The 16,794-nt window shown below is 61.8% G+C and carries 19 protein-coding genes and 3 tRNA genes; 9 read left to right on the forward strand and 13 right to left on the reverse strand.

Annotated elements, in window-relative coordinates; translation table 11 throughout:
• Nucleotides 1-36: 36 nt before the first annotated feature.
• The 3 genes from CGZ66_RS31770 to CGZ66_RS31780 form a co-directional block, all read right to left on the reverse strand.
• Nucleotides 37-1,185, reverse strand: a complete 1,149-nt coding sequence (locus CGZ66_RS31770; protein ID WP_095081806.1) for an IS30 family transposase — start codon at nucleotides 1,183-1,185, stop codon at nucleotides 37-39.
• A gap of 223 nt (nucleotides 1,186-1,408) precedes the next feature.
• Nucleotides 1,409-1,482, reverse strand: a tRNA-Gly gene (locus CGZ66_RS31775).
• 89 nt (nucleotides 1,483-1,571) lie between these two features.
• Nucleotides 1,572-1,656: transfer RNA gene (locus tag CGZ66_RS31780), tRNA-Tyr, on the reverse strand.
• Nucleotides 1,657-1,854: 198 nt separating this feature from the next.
• Between CGZ66_RS31780 and CGZ66_RS31785 the strand changes: the two genes are divergently transcribed.
• The gene (locus CGZ66_RS31785) at nucleotides 1,855-2,703 is read left to right on the forward strand and encodes a TrmH family RNA methyltransferase (protein WP_095090671.1); all 849 of its coding nucleotides are present in this window, start codon (nucleotides 1,855-1,857) and stop codon (nucleotides 2,701-2,703) included.
• Nucleotides 2,704-2,817: 114 nt separating this feature from the next.
• On the opposite strand, the gene CGZ66_RS31790 is transcribed toward CGZ66_RS31785, so the two are convergent.
• From CGZ66_RS31790 to gcl, 3 genes are read right to left on the reverse strand one after another with little or no spacing between them, the layout of a single operon-like run.
• Nucleotides 2,818-3,804 carry a 2-hydroxy-3-oxopropionate reductase gene (locus CGZ66_RS31790; RefSeq protein ID WP_483425962.1) on the reverse strand — a complete coding sequence of 329 codons (987 nt, stop codon included), beginning with the start codon at nucleotides 3,802-3,804 and terminating at the stop codon, nucleotides 2,818-2,820.
• A 42-nt stretch (nucleotides 3,805-3,846) separates the two neighbouring features.
• Complete coding sequence (gene otnI, locus CGZ66_RS31795) at nucleotides 3,847-4,644, reverse strand: 2-oxo-tetronate isomerase (RefSeq protein WP_095090673.1); 798 nt, start codon at nucleotides 4,642-4,644, stop codon at nucleotides 3,847-3,849.
• 25 nt (nucleotides 4,645-4,669) lie between these two features.
• Nucleotides 4,670-6,451, reverse strand: a complete 1,782-nt coding sequence (gene gcl, locus CGZ66_RS31800; protein ID WP_095091669.1) for a glyoxylate carboligase — start codon at nucleotides 6,449-6,451, stop codon at nucleotides 4,670-4,672.
• A gap of 213 nt (nucleotides 6,452-6,664) precedes the next feature.
• On the opposite strand from gcl, the gene bhcR reads away from it, so the two are divergent.
• On the forward strand, nucleotides 6,665-7,486 hold the full coding sequence (bhcR, locus tag CGZ66_RS31805; RefSeq protein ID WP_095091670.1) for an HTH-type transcriptional regulator BhcR: 822 nt from the start codon (nucleotides 6,665-6,667) through the stop codon (nucleotides 7,484-7,486).
• Nucleotides 7,487-7,502: 16 nt separating this feature from the next.
• Here bhcR and CGZ66_RS31810 read toward each other — a convergent pair whose 3' ends face one another.
• From CGZ66_RS31810 to CGZ66_RS31825, 4 genes are all read right to left on the reverse strand, one after another.
• Nucleotides 7,503-7,745, reverse strand: coding sequence for a hypothetical protein (locus CGZ66_RS31810; RefSeq protein WP_095090674.1), 243 nt, complete (start codon nucleotides 7,743-7,745; stop codon nucleotides 7,503-7,505).
• Between the two features lie 152 nt (nucleotides 7,746-7,897).
• Nucleotides 7,898-8,203 carry a BA14K family protein gene (locus CGZ66_RS31815; RefSeq protein WP_095091671.1) on the reverse strand — a complete coding sequence of 102 codons (306 nt, stop codon included), beginning with the start codon at nucleotides 8,201-8,203 and terminating at the stop codon, nucleotides 7,898-7,900.
• Nucleotides 8,204-8,461: 258 nt separating this feature from the next.
• Nucleotides 8,462-8,653, reverse strand: coding sequence for a hypothetical protein (locus CGZ66_RS31820; RefSeq protein WP_095090675.1), 192 nt, complete (start codon nucleotides 8,651-8,653; stop codon nucleotides 8,462-8,464).
• Between the two features lie 198 nt (nucleotides 8,654-8,851).
• Nucleotides 8,852-9,019: a hypothetical protein gene (locus tag CGZ66_RS31825; protein ID WP_095090676.1), complete on the reverse strand. Its 168-nt coding sequence runs from the start codon at nucleotides 9,017-9,019 to the stop codon at nucleotides 8,852-8,854.
• Between the two features lie 159 nt (nucleotides 9,020-9,178).
• Here CGZ66_RS31825 and CGZ66_RS31830 point away from each other — a divergent pair.
• Together CGZ66_RS31830 and CGZ66_RS41910 are read left to right on the forward strand one after the other, a co-directional pair.
• Nucleotides 9,179-9,254: transfer RNA gene (locus CGZ66_RS31830), tRNA-Thr, on the forward strand.
• 191 nt (nucleotides 9,255-9,445) lie between these two features.
• Nucleotides 9,446-9,715: a prolyl oligopeptidase family serine peptidase gene (locus CGZ66_RS41910; RefSeq protein ID WP_167392336.1), complete on the forward strand. Its 270-nt coding sequence runs from the start codon at nucleotides 9,446-9,448 to the stop codon at nucleotides 9,713-9,715.
• 402 nt (nucleotides 9,716-10,117) lie between these two features.
• Here the strand turns inward: CGZ66_RS41910 and CGZ66_RS31835 are convergent, their stop codons facing one another.
• Nucleotides 10,118-10,684, reverse strand: a complete 567-nt coding sequence (locus CGZ66_RS31835) for a DUF2569 family protein (RefSeq protein ID WP_095090677.1) — start codon at nucleotides 10,682-10,684, stop codon at nucleotides 10,118-10,120.
• A gap of 112 nt (nucleotides 10,685-10,796) precedes the next feature.
• The gene (locus CGZ66_RS31840; protein WP_095090678.1) at nucleotides 10,797-11,411 is read right to left on the reverse strand and encodes a TetR/AcrR family transcriptional regulator; all 615 of its coding nucleotides are present in this window, start codon (nucleotides 11,409-11,411) and stop codon (nucleotides 10,797-10,799) included.
• A 91-nt stretch (nucleotides 11,412-11,502) separates the two neighbouring features.
• Here CGZ66_RS31840 and CGZ66_RS31845 point away from each other — a divergent pair, with 91 nt between their 5' ends.
• Genes CGZ66_RS31845 through CGZ66_RS31865 form a run of 5 tightly spaced genes read left to right on the forward strand, consistent with a single transcriptional unit; the run spans nucleotide 11,503 to nucleotide 16,077 of the window.
• On the forward strand, nucleotides 11,503-12,594 hold the full coding sequence (locus CGZ66_RS31845) for a polyamine ABC transporter substrate-binding protein (RefSeq protein ID WP_095090679.1): 1,092 nt from the start codon (nucleotides 11,503-11,505) through the stop codon (nucleotides 12,592-12,594).
• A 13-nt stretch (nucleotides 12,595-12,607) separates the two neighbouring features.
• A complete protein-coding gene (locus CGZ66_RS31850; protein ID WP_095090680.1) occupies nucleotides 12,608-13,471 on the forward strand; it encodes an ABC transporter permease in 864 nt (287 codons plus the stop codon).
• A gap of 1 nt (nucleotide 13,472) precedes the next feature.
• Nucleotides 13,473-14,255: an ABC transporter permease gene (locus CGZ66_RS31855; protein WP_095090681.1), complete on the forward strand. Its 783-nt coding sequence runs from the start codon at nucleotides 13,473-13,475 to the stop codon at nucleotides 14,253-14,255.
• On the forward strand, nucleotides 14,252-15,316 hold the full coding sequence (locus CGZ66_RS31860) for an ABC transporter ATP-binding protein (protein ID WP_095090682.1): 1,065 nt from the start codon (nucleotides 14,252-14,254) through the stop codon (nucleotides 15,314-15,316). Before CGZ66_RS31855 ends, CGZ66_RS31860 begins: the two co-directional genes overlap by 4 nt.
• 2 nt (nucleotides 15,317-15,318) lie before the next feature.
• Nucleotides 15,319-16,077 (forward strand): MBL fold metallo-hydrolase, encoded by a 759-nt coding sequence (locus CGZ66_RS31865; RefSeq protein ID WP_095090683.1) that lies wholly within the window; start codon nucleotides 15,319-15,321, stop codon nucleotides 16,075-16,077.
• 8 nt (nucleotides 16,078-16,085) lie between these two features.
• Here the strand turns inward: CGZ66_RS31865 and CGZ66_RS31870 are convergent, their stop codons facing one another.
• Nucleotides 16,086-16,775: a TetR/AcrR family transcriptional regulator gene (locus CGZ66_RS31870; RefSeq protein ID WP_095090684.1), complete on the reverse strand. Its 690-nt coding sequence runs from the start codon at nucleotides 16,773-16,775 to the stop codon at nucleotides 16,086-16,088.
• Nucleotides 16,776-16,794: the final 19 nt, after the last annotated feature.

Genomic DNA, 16,794 nt, shown 5'->3' on the forward strand with positions numbered 1-16,794 from the left:
GCCGAATGGCAGCTTTCCACCGGTGAGTTCAACTGGTCACCGCAACACCTTCTGTAGCCTATCGGCCGGCGTTTCGAAGTCCAGGATTTTTCGGGGGCGCTGATTGAGCCGCAGAGCGACGGCGTTGAGTTGGGCCTGGGAGACACGGGAGAGGTTGGTTGCTCTCGGGAAGTACTGCCTGAGCAGACCGTTGGTATTTTCGTTGGTGCCGCGCTGCCAGGGACTGCGCGGATCGCAGAAGTAGACCTGTAGATCGGTTGCAACGGTGAAGCTCCTGTGACGAGCCATCTCCTTGCCCTGGTCCCATGTCAACGAGCGCCGCAGCTCTTCGGGCAATGTGCCGATCTGCTTGGCGAGGGCCGCCACGACGGTGGCCGAGTCCCTTCTCGTCAACTTCACAAGCATCGTGAACCGGCTGTGTCGTTCGACGAGGGTGGCGATGTTCGTGTCGTTCGCACCGGTGAGCAGATCACCCTCCCAATGGCCTGGGATAGCTCGATCCTCAGCCTCAGCGGGACGCTCGCGGATGGAGACCATATCGAGTATCTGCCCTTGCCCCGTCCGGCGCTGTGCACCTTTGGCGAGGCGCATCTGCCGTTTGGTGCGCAGATGTGCCGTCAGTTCCTTCTTGAGTACCCCTCGCGACTGGATGAATAGACTGCGATAGATTGCTTCATGAGATATCCGCATGCTTGGATCGCCCGGGTACTCTCGCCTCAACCAGCCCGCTATTTGCTCCGGCGACCACTGTAGCGCCAGCTTTTGCGCGACCCGCCATCGTAGCCGTCCAGAGCATGCAAGGCGACACTGCTTCGGGCGTAGCGCGCGCTCCCAAGCCTGCTTGTCAGCCCGAGTTGCACGGTAAGTTCGCGTACCTCCATTGCGCGTGATCTCCCGACATATTGTCGATGGCGCGCGCCCAAGACTTCTGGCAATGGCGCGTATCGCAAGACCCGCCGCGATCCCCCGAGAGATCTCTTCTCGCTCCGCCAGTCCAAGCGCCCAAGCCGCTCTACGCCTTGCTGACGGAGCAATGCCGCCATGTAGGGATACGATCCGCTGCACGCCGGTTTTGTTCCTGCGGTCCAATGCCCGCGAGATCGACGAAATGCTTTGGCCTTGCTTCCATCGCTCCCAAAGCTCGGCCTTCTGCGCTGATGTAAACCAGACCCGTGACGTCACCATGCGACACCTCCTCATCCTCTCAGACTAAAGGTGTTGCCACGATCGGTTGAACCCACCACCTATTTCGCGCACGTCCTTTCAGTGCCGCCTTCTGTCGAGGGTAAGCTTACCAAGCTGAATATCTGCAGCGGGCTTTTTAGGAATAACAGCGCAGTACTGACAGGCGCAGTGACACGGCACTATCGATCTCAGGAAAAATTTCATATAAATATCAAATAGTTAATGGAGCGGGTAGCGGGAATCGAACCCGCATATTCAGCTTGGAAGGCTGCTGCTCTACCACTGAGCTATACCCGCGCCTTGCACTGAAGTACCGGATTCCCCCGAAAAGCGCCATGCACTTTTCGGTCCGATGCTTTCGCGTTTCAGGGCTTCCGGGCCGGCAGTGGTGGAGAGGGTTGGATTCGAACCAACGTAGGCTAAGCCAACGGATTTACAGTCCGTCCCCTTTAACCACTCGGGCACCTCTCCAGTTCTGCCGCCGGAGCCATGCAACGAGGCATTCACGCCAATCCGGACCCGAGTTAGTCTTCTCCGAAACCAGCGCAGCGCCTTATGGCGGCAAGGCCATTGGGTGTCAACCGCGCAACCGGCGTTTTTCGATGTTGTTCGCCGGCTGCGGCGACGAGCCATATCCTTGGCCTGAGGAGACGGCTATAGAAGCCGGCCATGAGCGACAAAACCAACACCCCGAAAGACACCCACTACGCCAAGTTGCGGCGCGCCTATCGCGACGAGAAAAGCGGCGGCGCGCCGGCGTTCAGGCCCCGGCAGCCGGTTCCGCCAGGCGAACATGCCGCGGACGGCCTGGTGCGGCTCTATGGCCTGCACACGGTGCGAGCGGCGCTCGACAATCCGCGCCGCAGGATCAGAAGGATGCTGGTCACGCGCAATGCGGCCGAACGCCTGGAAATCGCCGATCTCGCCGCCCTGCCTTTCAAGGCGGAACTGGTCGAACCCAGGGACATCGACAAGATCACCGGCTCGGACGCCGTGCATCAGGGCGTGTTGATCGAGGCCGAACCGCTGAAGCCGATGCGGCTTGATGCACTAGGCGATGCCAGGCTGGTGCTGGTGCTCGACCAGGTCACCGATCCGCACAATGTCGGCGCCATCCTGCGCTCGGCGGTCGCCTTCGGCGCCGGCGCGCTGATCACCACGGCGCGCCACAGCCCGCAGGAATCGGGCGTGCTGGCGAAATCGGCCTCCGGCGCGCTGGAGCATATCGACCAGATCGAGGTGAAGAACCTGGCCGACGCGCTCGGCCAGTTGCACGAGGCCGGGTTCCAGACCATCGGCCTTGATTCGGACGGGCCGGCGGAACTCGAAACCAGTTTTGCCGGTGACAGAATAGCGCTGGTGCTCGGCGCCGAGGGCAAGGGCCTGCGCCAGAAGACACGCGAGACGGTGACGACGCTGGCGCGGCTCGACATGCCCGGCGCCATCCGGTCGCTCAATGTGTCGAACGCCGCGGCCATCAGCCTCTATGCGGCGCGGGCTTTCTTGAAGCGCGGCTGAGCCTCACGCCAAACATCTCGAAATGCGAAACGGGCTCCGGCGACAGACGCAGGAGCCCGCTCTTCGACAGGCACGAGTTGGCGGCTTGGGAACGTTGCGCCGCCCTCTCCTGACCTATGCTGCTTTGCCTTTGACGTCGGCTGCGTTGCCGCCCACCTCGAAATTGGCCATCCGCTCAAGCGCCCTGACCAGCGCCGAGTGATCCTCCCTGGCGCCGCCATTGGCGGCGCAGGAATTGAACAGCTGCTGCGTGGTCGAGGTGTTGGGCAGCGACACGCCGAGTGCTTTTGCCCCTTCCAGCGCCAGGTTGAGGTCCTTCTGGTGCAGCTCGATGCGGAAGCCCGGCGCGAAGGTGCGCTTGACCATGCGTTCGCCATGCACTTCGAGAATGCGCGAGGCCGCCAGCCCGCCCATCAGCGCTTGCCTGACCTTGGCCGGGTCGGCACCGGCTTTCGATGCAAAAACAAGCGCTTCGGCGACCGCTTCAATGGTCAGCGCGACAACGATCTGGTTCGCCACCTTGGTGGTCTGGCCGACGCCGTTCGGCCCGACCAGGGTGATGTTCTTGCCCATCTTCTCGAACACCGGCCTGGCGCGCTCGAACGCCTTGTCCTCGCCGCCGACCATGATGGTCAGCGACGCCGCCTTGGCGCCGACTTCGCCGCCCGAAACCGGCGCATCGAGATAGTCGCAGCCCAACTCATTGATCTTTTTCGCAAACACCTTGGTTTCGATCGGCGAGATCGAGCTCATGTCGATCACCAGCTTGCCCTTGGTCAGGCCGGACGCGACACCGTTGTCGCCGAACAGCACATCGGCGACCTGTGGGGTGTCAGGCACCATGGTGATGATGATATCTGCCGCCTTCGCCACGGCGGCATGGCCGGAGACTGACTCCAGTCCCTTGGCGACGAGGTCAGCCGGCGGCTTCGAGCGATGGTCGCTGGAGATGACCGTATAGCCAGCATCCAGCAGATGCCCCGCCATCGGCGCGCCCATGATGCCGAGGCCGATGAAACCGATGGTTTCCATTGTGGTCCTCCGTCGTATGTCTTTGTCGAGGCTGCGTTCCTTCGCGCCCCCCTCTGGCCTGCCGGCCATCTCCCCCACGGGTGGGGAGATTGGCAGCTTCAGCGTCGGCAGCTAAGCCGCCGCACTTCCCTGTCCGGCCAACTCCCTGAACCAATCCAGCCCAGCCTCCGTGCCGGCCTTCGGCTTGTATTCCGCGCCGATCCAGCCGGAATAGCCGATACCGTCGATATGCTCGTAGAGGAAGGGATAGTTGATCTCGCCCGTCCCCGGCTCGTGACGGCCGGGATTGTCCGCAAGCTGGATATGCGCGATGCGGCCGAGGTTTGCCTCGATGTTACGGGCGAGATCCCCCTCCATGATCTGCATGTGATAGATGTCGTATTGCAGGAACAGGTTCTTCGAACCGATACGGTCGATCAGCGCCAGCGCCTGGTCGGAGTAGTTGAGGAAGAAGCCGGGAATATCGCGGGTGTTGATCGGCTCGATCAGCAGCCGGATGCCGGCCTGCTCCAGCTTTTCCGCCGCAAAGGCGAGGTTTTCGGCAAAGACGTCCTCCAGCACCTTACGGTCGGCGCCCGCGGGCGCAATGCCGGCAAGGCAATTGACCTGTTGGCAGCCGAGCGCCTGCGCATAGTTGATCGCCTTGGCGATGCCCTGGCGGAATTCCGGCACGCGATCCGGCAGCACGGCAATGCCTCGCTCGCCCTTGCCCCAATCGCCTAGCGGCAGATTGAACAGTACCTGCGTCAGGCCGTTTTTCTTTAGCCGGGCGGCGACCACCTCAGGCGCGTGATCGTAGGGGCCGATATATTCGACGCCCTTGAAGCCCGCGCGGGCAGCTGCGTCAAAACGGTCGAGGAACTCATGCTCGCCAAAGAGCATGGAAAGATTGGCTGAGAAACGCGGCATTTCTTTTTTCTCCCTTTCCGCTGATCTAATCCAGCATCACGATCGCCGTCGGTGCGTCTTCCTGATGTTCGGCAAGGTCTTCGAATTCGGTGATCTTGTCGATCTCGGTGCCCATGGAGATGTTGGTGACGCGCTCGAGGATGAATTCGAGCACGACCGGAACCTGGTGTTCTTTCATCAGCCGCTGCGCTTCCTTGAAAGCGGCTGCGAATTCCTCGGGCTTGCGCACCCTGACCGCCTTGCAGCCCATCGCCTCGGCAACGGCAACGTGGTCGACGCCATAGCCGGCCTCGGGATCGCCCGAGCGGTTGATGTTCTCGAAGGCGAGATTGACTTCGAAATCCATCGAGAAGCCGCGCTGCGCCTGTCGGATCAGCCCGAGATAGGCGTTGTTCACCACGACATGGAGATAGGGCAGCTTGTGCTGCGCACCGACCGCCAGTTCCTCGATCATGAACTGGAAATCATAGTCACCCGACAGCGCCACGATGGTGCGGTCGGGATCGGCGGCGCGAACGCCAAGGGCTGCCGGCAAGGTCCAGCCGAGCGGGCCGGCCTGGCCGCAATTGATCCAGTTGCGCGGCTTGTAGACATGCAGGAACTGCGCGCCGGCGATCTGCGACAGGCCGATCGTGGTGACATAGGTGACGTCGCGGCCGAACGCCTTGTTCATCTCCTCGTAGACACGCTGTGGCTTGAGCGGCACCTGGTCGAAATGCGTCTTGCGCTTCATCGTCTTCTTGCGGCCCTGGCACTCCTTCGCCCAGCCCGACCAATCGCGCAGCTTGCCCGCCGTCTTCCACTCCGTGGCGACGTCGAGCAGCACCTTCAGCGCGGCGCCCGCATCCGAGACGACGCCGAGATCCGGCGCGAAAACACGACCGATCTGCGTCGGCTCGATGTCGACATGGATGAACTTCTTGCCCTTGGTGTAGACGTCGACCGACCCGGTGTGGCGGTTGGCCCAGCGGTTGCCGATGCCGAAGACGAAATCGGCCTCCAGCATCGTCGCATTGCCGTAGCGGTGCGACGTCTGCAGCCCGCACATGCCGGCCATCAGCCGGTGGTCGTCGGGGATGGCGCCCCAGCCCATCAAGGTCGGGATGACCGGCACGCCTGAAATCTCGGCGAATTCGATGAGCAGATCCGATGCATCGGCGTTGATGATGCCGCCGCCGGCGACGATCAGCGGCTTTTCGGCCGCGTTGAGCATCGCCAGCGCCTTTTCGGCCTGCGCGCGCGTCATTGCCGGCTTGAACGGCGTCAACGGCTCATAGGCATCGATGTCGAACTCGATCTCGGCCAACTGCACGTCGACCGGCAGGTCGATCAGCACCGGCCCCGGCCGCGACGAACGCATCAGGTGGAATGCCTTCTGCAGCGTCATCGGCACCAGATAGGGCTCCATGACGGTGACCGCCCATTTGGCGACCGGCGCGGCGATGGCGGCGATGTCGACCGCCTGGAAATCCTCCTTGTTCAGCCGCGCACGCGGCGCCTGGCCGGTGATGCACAGGATCGGGATGGAATCCGCGGCGGCCGAATAGAGCCCGGTGATCATATCGGTACCGGCCGGACCCGAGGTGCCGATGCACAGACCAATATTGCCAGCCTTGGCGCGGGTAAAACCTTCCGCCATATGCGAGGCGCCCTCGACGTGGCGGGCAAGGACATGGCGGATCGTTCCCCTCGCCTTCATGGCCGAGTAGAATGGGTTGATCGCCGCGCCCGGCACGCCGAAAGCGCAGGAAATACCTTCCTTCTCAAGAACGAGAACCGCAGCATCGACAGCGCGCATCCTGGCCATTTTCCAGCCCTCCACAGGGTTTGTCATTGTTGGATGGCTGAGAATGTCACCAAGCCGGCTATTTTTCAATTTTTTCAGAATATTTTTTCATTTCTAACAAACGGCGATTAGATGATGAATTTGACCGGTTTTTCGTTTTCCATCGATTTCACAACCTCGCACAATGAAAAACTTTTTCATTGCCTCTCGCACCGAATTGCAGACAATACGGCCATGGAAACCACCGAGAAACGCCAGCGCGGTCGGCCGCGCGCCTTCAACGGGCCATCCGAGCCGACTTCGGTGCAGTCGCTCGACCGGGCACTGCGCATCCTGGCCATTGTCGCCGAAGGCAGCGGCCTGTCCCTAAGCGAGATATCAGCGCAAAGCGGCCTTGCCGCCTCCACCGCCTACCGCATGCTGACGACACTCGAAAACCATGGCATGGTCGAATTCGACACCAGCGACCAGCTGTGGTCGATCGGCGTCGAGACCTACCGCATGGGCGCGGCGTTCCTGCGCCGCCGCAAGCTGGTCGACCGCGCCCGTATCGTCATGCAGGAACTGATGGAAAGGACCGGCGAGACCGCCAATCTCGGCGTTGCCGAGGATGATTGCGTGGTCTTCGTCAGCCAGGTCGAGACGCACCAGGCGATCCGCGCCTTCTTCCGGCCGGGGACGCGCAGCCCTTTCCACGCCTCCGGCATCGGCAAGGCGGTGCTGGCGCATCTTGAGCCGGAGCGTGTCGGCACCATCCTGCGCAAGGCTGGACTGCAGCGCTTCACCGACAGGACGCTTTCCGACATTTCCGCCCTTGCCCATGACCTGGCAACGATCAAACGGCGTGGCTGGTCGGTGGACGACGAGGAGCGGCACCCCGGCATGCGTTGCGTGGCAGCCGCCATCTTCAATGAATTCGGCGAGCCGATCGGTGGTGTCTCGGTGTCGGGGCCGACCGTGCGGGTGACGCCGGAACGGCTAGCCGAGATCGGCCCTTTGGTGCGCGATGCCGCGGCCGAGGTGACCAGGATGATCGGCGGCGCTCTCTCAGCCTGATGCGGCGCGGGGAGACTCACCGCCGCGAGTAGGCCAATCGGGCAAAGAACAGGCAAGCAAGCAGACAGCCGATGGCGAACATGCCCCACACCAGCCCGGCCTGTTCAAGAAAAACCTCGCCGCTTTCGGAATTGTAGCAGCGGCCAAGTTCGTTGAAGCAACCCCGCCACAACCAGTAGCGGTCATGCCAGGCCAGCGCGAACAACAGTGCACCGGCTCCCGTGGCGATGGCGAGAACGGCAAAAATTGCTTTCTTCATAGGATCGTTGTCCCACCGCAATAACTCGAAATCATGGCCTCGGTACCCGGCCGGGACCCGATCCCATCCCCTCCCCCCGAACATCTTGCGAACAGCAAAAAGAGGGGCGGCGGGGGCGCCCCTCCTGCAGTTGATTGAGACGCCACCTCCTCTCAGAGCCGGCAGTAGTGACGGTAGCCGTCGTAGCCGACATAGGTGTCTGAGTCCGGATCGTAGCTTGCGTAGCGGTCGAAGCAGCGGCGGACGTGCCACGAGCCGCCGTCTTCGTCGACATAGACGGTGCGGGGCTGCTGGGCGAGCAGGGTGCCCAGGACAAAGCCGCCAACGCCGGCGGCGATGCCGATGCCGAGGTCGTGGTGATGATGCGAATGCGCGGCCGAGGGCTGGACGGTGGCGACCAGCATGGTGGCAGCGACGGTGGTGGCGATGAGGCCGGAAACGAGTGTGCGGGTGAACATGATGATCTCCTTGCTTCGTTGAACGAGGCGATCCATCCGCCTCTTGATCATCTGTCGTGACGGCGAGGAGAAAGGTTCGAAACTTTTTTCGATTTTCCTGGAGCCGCAGAAATCAACCAGTGTGGAGGCCTGCCGGCGCGATGCCTGCGCGTATCGACGGAAGTCTGGACCTTAGTGTCGAGGCCGGAGGCTCAGCGACCTGGCGCATAACGCAAAAAGGGCGGCCGAAGCCGCCCTTTGGGGAATTGGGTCTCTCCATCAAAGGAAAATGATCACCCGGCCATGGTGGTGGTGGTGATGATGGTTGTGGTGCCACCACCAATGCTCGAAATGCCTGTAATGGTGATGATGATGCATGCCATGGGCTGACGACGTTCCGACCGTGCCGGCGAGCGCGCCGGTGGCGACGAAAATGGCAACGAGGCCTGACGTAAGAGTGCGCTTGAACATGATGATCTCCTGGATCCTTGATCGAGGCGACCCATTCGCCTCTGACCATCAGTCGGCGCGGTGCGGCAAATGGTTCGAAAGGTTTCGGAGATTTTTCGGCGGCGCCGGAAGGCGAGTGAATAGCGAATAGGGAGTAGCGAGTAGCGAAAGAGCCGCACTCGCCACCTGGACTATTCGCTATTCGCTATTCCCTACCGCTCACCCCATGCCGGTGACATGGCGAAGCCAGAAGGCGAGTGCGATGAAGCCGATGATGGTGGTGACGCCGGTCCAGTCGACATTGGCCTTCTTCACATCGCTGATGATTTTCACCAGCAGCATCCAGACTACCAAGATGATGGGGAGAATGATGACAAACCTGATCATGCGACACCCCTGCTCGAAGCGATTGCACCTTCCAGATATGTAGGAAGCGATTTGACGGTTTTCAGGATGCCCCTCGCGGCAGTCCAGACGACATGCCGGGTAACCGAAAATGGAGTTTTGTCTTTACAGGCGCAACAAATATGCTAACCGGAGCGCCGTGCCCTTGTAGCTCAGCTGGTAGAGCAGCGGTTTTGTAAACCGAAGGTCGGCGGTTCGATTCCGTCCGGGGGCACCAGCAAAATCAAGTAGTTACGCGGATTTCCCCTACCGTCACTTTGATGACATTTGGCATCCGGGTAACGTTCCGGGTAACAGAATCATGATTCAATGAAAAAAGCCCGCCGCCCACGCTAGTTCGGGAGGAGAGTCCCCTTTGCCCTTGAACAACGGTACGCCTCGCTTAGCTGGATAATAAGCTCGCGCCGGTTGAAGCTCTTCATATTCAAGCTACGTGACTTTCTGCCACAACGTCTGGCGTCCCCAGCACCCTTAGCGCCGTCTATCCGCACACCATTGCTCCTGGTTCATGGCGAAGGTGATGCAATCATGCCTCCGGCAGAGAGTGTCCGTGCCGCTGAGCAACTAACGGCGGCCGGTGTGCGGGCTAGCATCTCAATTGAGCCAAGACTCGGCCACCAGGTTTCAACCGCCGGTCTCGCCGACGCCGCCAGTTTCATCAATTACGCGCTTGCCTGACTGTGGTCGCGCCCGGTTCGAAAGCCGCCGCTCCGCCATCAATTCGGCTTGGCGGCGGACCGTCCGCACTCCGCCGGTCGCATGTATGGCCATATGGGGAAATTGGCGCTGGAGTTCACGGATAAGGCCCGCAAGGGTCGTCGGCGGCGAGACACGTTCCCATGTTTCGAGGCTCGGCCGTTGAACACCGTGTCGAATATGGCCGCCGCCAAAATCGGGACGAACCTCAACCGGCGCACGGGTTGACCCGCCATGGAGAAGAGTTCCCGAAATTCTAAGCATTGATGAAATGGCAGCACGGCTTGACTGCTGCTTATGCTAGCATTTTGCGACGGGATCAGCGAGCGGTTTCAGGAATGACCGAGAGCGCGAGCGCTCCAAAATATTCGTATTGCCCCGCGTCTATGCCGCGTTCGCCACCTGGGCGGATGCTTTCACTCTGGTGAACGTGTTGCGCACCCTGACCGATCTGTAGACGTAGGCGACCCATAGTCCGACCAGGACAAACGAGGTTATGGACGTAGCAAGCGCCTCTCCGGTGACCACTTGTCCAACCGGGACGCCGAAAACCGTGGAAACCCAGATCGCGTCCAGGATGAATACCACCGGGATTGCTAGCCATTGGGTGAGGAAGAGCTGCTTGAACCTTAGGCTCCGCCTCAGCATGGCAACGAGCACGACCACTTGAAGCACCAGAAATGCCAGCACCAGCCCAACCTCGCCGTAGACCACCATGGGTCCGTTCGGCACCAGCATGAGCTGGTTGTAACCATCGCTCGAGGAACCCAATGTGGCGAGCGTACGCAATGGAGCCATGGCCTGACCAATCGCGAGAAGCATCAGCCACCCTCCAATTCCGACGAGTTCCGCCGGATTCTGGACGGGCTTGTAGGCAGATCGAACCGCAAAGAAGACAGGCACTCCGATCAACAACAGAAGTATTGCCCAATGCCAGATGGAAAACTGCATTCACCCCTCCCCTAGAAATACACTCATGGGTTGTAGCAGATTTCGGATTCGACTCAAGGGGGTTGAGCCGCGGCTTGGTCCAAAAATCGATTCTGCTGCCTGCTCCTGACAATCAGACCGCAATCGCCGCCACCAGAATCCGGTTCTGCCGGCGTATCGCGGCGCGCAATTCCGATATCCTCGCCTCGTCGCGTTTCACGAACTCGATGAACATCATGTTCATGTTGTTGAAGATCAGTTCGCCGAGTGCTGCCCCGTCGATGTCCTGCCGCACCAGGCCGAGCGCCTGCAGGCGGGAGATCAGCGCGCGGATCTGTTCGGTCAGTGAACGGTCGAGCGCGGTGTAGGCCTGGCCGAACGGGCTGTCTGGCAGTTGCGTCGAGATCGCCATTGCCTGCCGCCACATCTCCTTGCTGAGATAGTGCAGCGAGTGTTCGATATAGATGCCGATCAGCGTGTCCAGCGCGTCGCCGACATTGGCCGGCGGCTTGGCGACGACACCTTGCCCGGCATTCAACACCTCGTTGACTTCCAGCGAGACGATGGCGCCGAGGATGTCGCCCTTGTTCTGGTAGTAATTGTAGATCGTGCCGACCGAGACTTCCGCCTGCGCGGCGATCGCCTCGATCTTGGCGCCTTCATAGCCGGCCTCGCGGAAAAGCTCTGCCGCCGCCTCGATGATGCGCCTGTGGCGATCCGCTTTTTGCCTTGCCCGCAATCCGCTCATATCAGCCTCTTGCCATAAAAACAGAATTGACTCAATTTTAGAATTGGTTCAATTTTTTGCAAGAAGCCACAAAGGCAAGGGAGAACACTCGATGTCCGCATCATCCGCATCCAGGAATCCGCTTTCCACCCTGAGGAGCCATTTGCACGCCGCGTGCGCCGCCACGGCGCTGCTGCTCGACGCCGGCAGCTTCGCCCAAGCCGCCGATCTCAACGCGCTGATCTGGTGCGATCATTCCGATCCAGCACTTCTGCAGCCCTTCGAGGAGGCCAACAACGTCAAGGTCAACGTCAAGGAGTTCGAGGGCACCGGCGCCGGGCTCGCCATCGTCGAGCAGTCGCAGCCAGGCGACTGGGACGTGATGGTGATCGACTCGATCGACGTGCCGCGCGGCGTCGAAAAGGGCCTGTTCGAGCCGCTGCCCGACGACAAGCTGCCCCTGGCGGACATGTTTCCCCAGGTGAAGATGGAAGGCTCCACCGTGGTCGGCGGCAAGCGCTACGGCATCACCGAAAAGTTCGGCTACAACACGATCGGCTACAACAAGACCAAGGTCGACCCGGCCGACATGCAGTCGATGGCGGCGCTGACCGGCGACAAATACAAGGGCAAGGTCGCCATCTACGACTATTATCTGCCGGTCATCGGCATGGCCGCACTCGCCATCGGCAAGAAGACGGCCGATCTGACCGAAGCCGACCTGCCCGCCCTCAAGGACGAGCTTCTCAAGATGAAGGCCAATGCCAAGCTGGTCGGCGAGGTAACCGCCAGCCAGACGGCGCTGGCGACCGGCGAAGTCGATATCCTGGTCGGCGGCGGCGAATGGGTGACGGCCGGGCTGGCCAAGGAGAACCCGGCGCTGGACTTCTCGATCCCCAAGGAAGGTGCTGTGCTGTGGTCGCAGTCGCTGGCCATGTTCAAGGATTCCAAGAACAAGGACATGGCGCTGAAATTCATCCAGTACATCATGAGCCCGGAGGGCCAGGCGCGGCTTGCCACCTCTTCCTGCTACTGGGGCATGCCGGCGAACACAAAGGCGGCTTTGACCGACGACCAGAAGAAGATCCTGCGCTTCGACGAACAGCCGGGCTTCCTCGCCCGCGCCCAGGCCTACCCGGCGCCGAACGCCGACCTCGACAAGAAGATGCAGGATATGTGGACCGAAATGCTGCAGGCAAAGTGAGCGATCACCGCTGATGACCGCTGCAAACAACGGGCGCGCCCTGCCACGGGCGGGCCGCGCCCTGCCCTGGGCGCTGGTCACGCCGGCGCTCGGCTGGACCCTTTTGTTCTTCGTGCTGCCTTTCATCGCCATGGGGCTGTCCAGTCTGACGGCGCATGAGGGCAGCGGCTTCACGGTGTCCAACTACAGCCAGTTCTTCACCAACCCTTCCTACTGGCAAGCGATGGTGAATTCGCTCGAGGTGACGGCGATCGTCACAGTCGTCTCGGTGTTGCTCGCCTATCCCTTCGCCTGGATCCTGGCCGAACAGGTGCCGGAACGCTGGCAAAGGCTGGCGCTGATGCTGGCCGTGCTGCCGTTCTGGACCTCCTATGTCGTGCGCTCCTATTCCTGGCTGCTGGTACTGGCGCAGAACGGCGTCATCAACCGGGCGCTGACGGGCATCGGCGTGGTCGCCGAACCCCTGCAACTCGCCAACACACGTTTCGCCACCGTCACGGGCTTCGTGCATTTCTTCGTCATGCTTTTGACGCTGACGATCTTCGCCAACCTGAAGCAGTTGAGCCCGAGCTATCGCAAGGCGGCCGCCGATCTCGGCGCCGGGCCGGTGCGCACCTTCCTGCATGTCATCCTGCCGCTGACCTTGCCCGGCATCATGGTCGGCGCCTTCCTCACCTTCGTGCTCTGCATCGGTGACTACATCACGCCGCAGATCCTCGGCGGCAACAACGAGCTTCTGATGCCGCAGCTGGTGATGATGCAGATCGGCCGGCGCGGCGACTTTCCGCTGGCGTCGGCGCTGTCGATCATCCTGATGGCGGTGGTCACCATCGCCTATCTTGCCTGCGCCCGCTGGCTCAAGATCGAGCGGGCGTGAGATGCGCAGGATTGTCCGCATCGTATCCTGGCTCTATGCGCTTGCCGTCTACGGCTTCATCTTCCTGCCTGTGGTCGTGCTGGTCCTGTTCTCGCTCCAGTCGACCTCCTTTCCGATCCCGCCCTTCACCGGCCCGTCGCTGCGCTGGTACGACGTGGTTCTGTCGGACACGCGGCTGACTTCGGCGCTGGTCAATTCGCTGCTGGTTGCCTCGATTTCGTCGCTGGCCGCCGTCACGCTCGGCTTCCTTTCCGCCTGGGGCTTTGCCCGCTTCGTCCTGCCCGGCTCCGGCCTGCTGCGCGGGCTGATCACGCTGCCCCTGACGGTCAGCTATCTCATCATCGGCATGGGGCTGCTGGTGCTGTTCAACTGGGCCGGCGTGCCGAAATCATTGCTTGCCGCCGGCATCGGCCATGTCGTGATCAACCTGCCGCTGTGCTTTGCCATCATCTACAGCCAGATGGGCGACCACCAGATCAACATCGAACGGGCGGCGCGCGACCTCGGCGCGCCGGAATGGAAGGTGCTGCTCCTGATCACCGTGCCGGTCATGGCGCCTGCCATATTCGCCGGCTTCTTCCTGTCGATGACCTTCTCCTGGGACGAGTTCGTCATCTCCTTCCTTTTGACCCGCTTCGACACGACCTTGCCCGTGGAAATCTGGAACCTGCTGCGCTCCGGCCTCAATCCCAAGACCAACGCCGTCGGCTCGCTGGTCTTTGCCGTCTCCATTGTGCTGGTCGTGCTGTTCGAACTGACATTGCTGCGCCGGAGAAAAGCATGACCGCGCCTTTGGTCGACATAGACTCGGTCTCGCATCGCTTCGGCCAACAGACGGTGCTCAAGAGCGTTTCGCTCAAGATCGAACCGGGCAGCTACACCATCCTGCTCGGACCGTCAGGCTCGGGCAAGACGACGCTGCTGTCCATTCTCGGCGGCTTCGTCACCCCGAGCGAAGGCAAGGTTTTCATCCGCGGCGTGGACTGCACCTCGCTGCCGCCGGCAAAGCGCCCGACGACGACGGTGTTCCAGGATTACGCGCTGTTCCCGCATATGAGCGTCGGCAGCAATGTCGGCTTCGGCCTGCGCATGCAGGGCGTCGATGGCTCGACGCGGGCCGCACGGGCGCGCAAGGCGCTGGCGCTGGTCGGCCTCGCCTCTTCTTTCGACAAGAAACCGCACCAGCTCTCCGGCGGCCAGCGGCAGCGCGTGGCGCTGGCGCGTGCGCTGGTGATCGAACCGGCGGTGCTTTTGCTCGACGAGCCGCTTGGCGCGCTCGATCTGAAATTGCGGCGCCAGATGCAGGACGAGCTGAAGGCGATCCAGAAGCGCGTCGGCACCGCCTTCATCCATGTTACCCACGACCAGGAAGAGGCGATGGCGCTCGCCGACCACTGCGTGGTGATGAATGACGGGCGCATCGAGGACGAAGGGCCACCTGAACGTGTCTACGCCAGGCCGGCGACGCGCTTTTCCGCCACCTTCATGGGCGAAAGCACGATCCTGGCTGGCACCGTCACGGAGGCCAGTGACAGGACCAGCACTGTCGCGACGCCGGTCGGGCAGGTTTCGTTGCCGAGCGCGTTGCCGGTGGGCTCGGCTGTCGGGCTCGCCATACGACCGGAGCACCTCGTCCTCGGCGCGGCCGGCGGCGGTGTCAGGCTTGGTAGCGCCGAGGTCAGCGACGTCGTCTTCCAGGGGAGCTTCAAGCGCGTGCTGGCGGTTTCCGTCGAAGACCCTTCGCTGCAGTTCATCGCCAGGCTTCCGGCATGGGCGGCAGTCCAGCCGGGCGACACGGTTGCGGTTTCGTGCGATACCGACCAGATCATCCTGTTGATGGACTGAACATGGGCACGCTTCCGGTCATCGGAGCTCCGGACTGGTACGAGACCATCCGCATGAGCGATGGCGTGACGCTGATCCATGAGCCGTGGATCAAGCCGTTCTTCCGCTGCAACATGTGGCATGTGCGCGGCCGCGACCGTGATCTCCTGTTCGATACCGGCCTCGGCCATTTCAGCCTCAGGCGCCACGTGTCGCTGGTGACGGAGCGAAAGCTGACCTGCGTCGCCAGCCACACGCATTTCGATCATATCGGCTGCCATCACGAATTTCCCGACCGCTGCGTGCACGCCGCCGAAGCGGAAATCCTGGCCGATCCGCGCAACGAATGGACGGCCGCCGGCACTTACGCGACAGACGAGATGTTCGACGGTATGCCGCAAGGCTGGGACACCGCGCGCTACAGCATCCAGCCCGCGCCGGCCGACCGCCTGCTCGCGCATGGCGATGTCGTCGATCTCGGCGACCGTGCCTTCGAGGTGATCCACACGCCCGGCCATTCGCCCGGCGGCATCGCGCTCCACGAGAAAGAGACCGGCATCATGCTTTCCGGCGACATCATCTATGACGGCCCGCTGATCGACGACGTCTATCACTCCGATATTTCCGACTACATGGCGACGCTGCTCGGCATGCGCGACCTCGATGTCGCAGTCGTGCATGGCGGCCATTTTCCGAGCTTCGGCAAGGTGCGCTACCGCCAGCTTGTCGACGAATATCTGGCGCAGAAGCGGCAGGCCGGCTGCCATCTGCGACAGCCTTAGCAAGCGAGTTAGCGCATCAATTCGAAATGTCGCGGAAACGACTGATGCAGCAGCATCAGCATCGTCTTTCTCAACACATCGGAATTGCCCGCCGGTGGATTGAGGTGATCCCAGATCCATGCGCCATGGACGAGATAGTTGAGGCTCTCAGCCAGCGTGTCCGGGTCGACATCGGTGTAGCCGCCGCTGCGCTTGATTTCGATGAGCAGGTCGCGCGCCTCGGCATTGTAGCTGAGATCGCTGGGCAGGCCGATCTCGTTGTAGATCTGCATGCTCTTGCGGTCGCTGGAGAACACGACAAAGACCGAGACCCATTTCGGATGCTGCCGCGCGAATCTTTGCGCGCATTCGACCGCGCCCATGAGCCGCTCGACCGGCGATAGGCCGGGCACGCGCACCAGCGTCGCCCACAATTCATCGTACTGATCGCTGAGATACTGCAGCACGGCCCGAAACAGGTTCTCCTTGCTGCGAAAGTGGAAAACCACCAGTGCGTTGGAGGATCCGACATGCTCGGCGATGCGCTGCATCGTGACACTCGCCAGACCTTCGTCGGCGATGAGATCGATGGTGGCGTCGATGATGCGCTGGATGCTGGCTTCACCGCGCTCGCGCCGGCGATCCCTGGGGGCCGGCACGAGCCGGCCGTCGCCAGCCTCGGCGACCATTGCCTTCGCGGCTGCCTTGCGTTGCGCCATTTCTGTCCAGCCTTTCAAA

It is taken from the genome of Mesorhizobium sophorae, from assembly GCF_002270415.1.
Classification (GTDB): Bacteria; Pseudomonadota; Alphaproteobacteria; order Rhizobiales; family Rhizobiaceae; genus Mesorhizobium; species Mesorhizobium sophorae.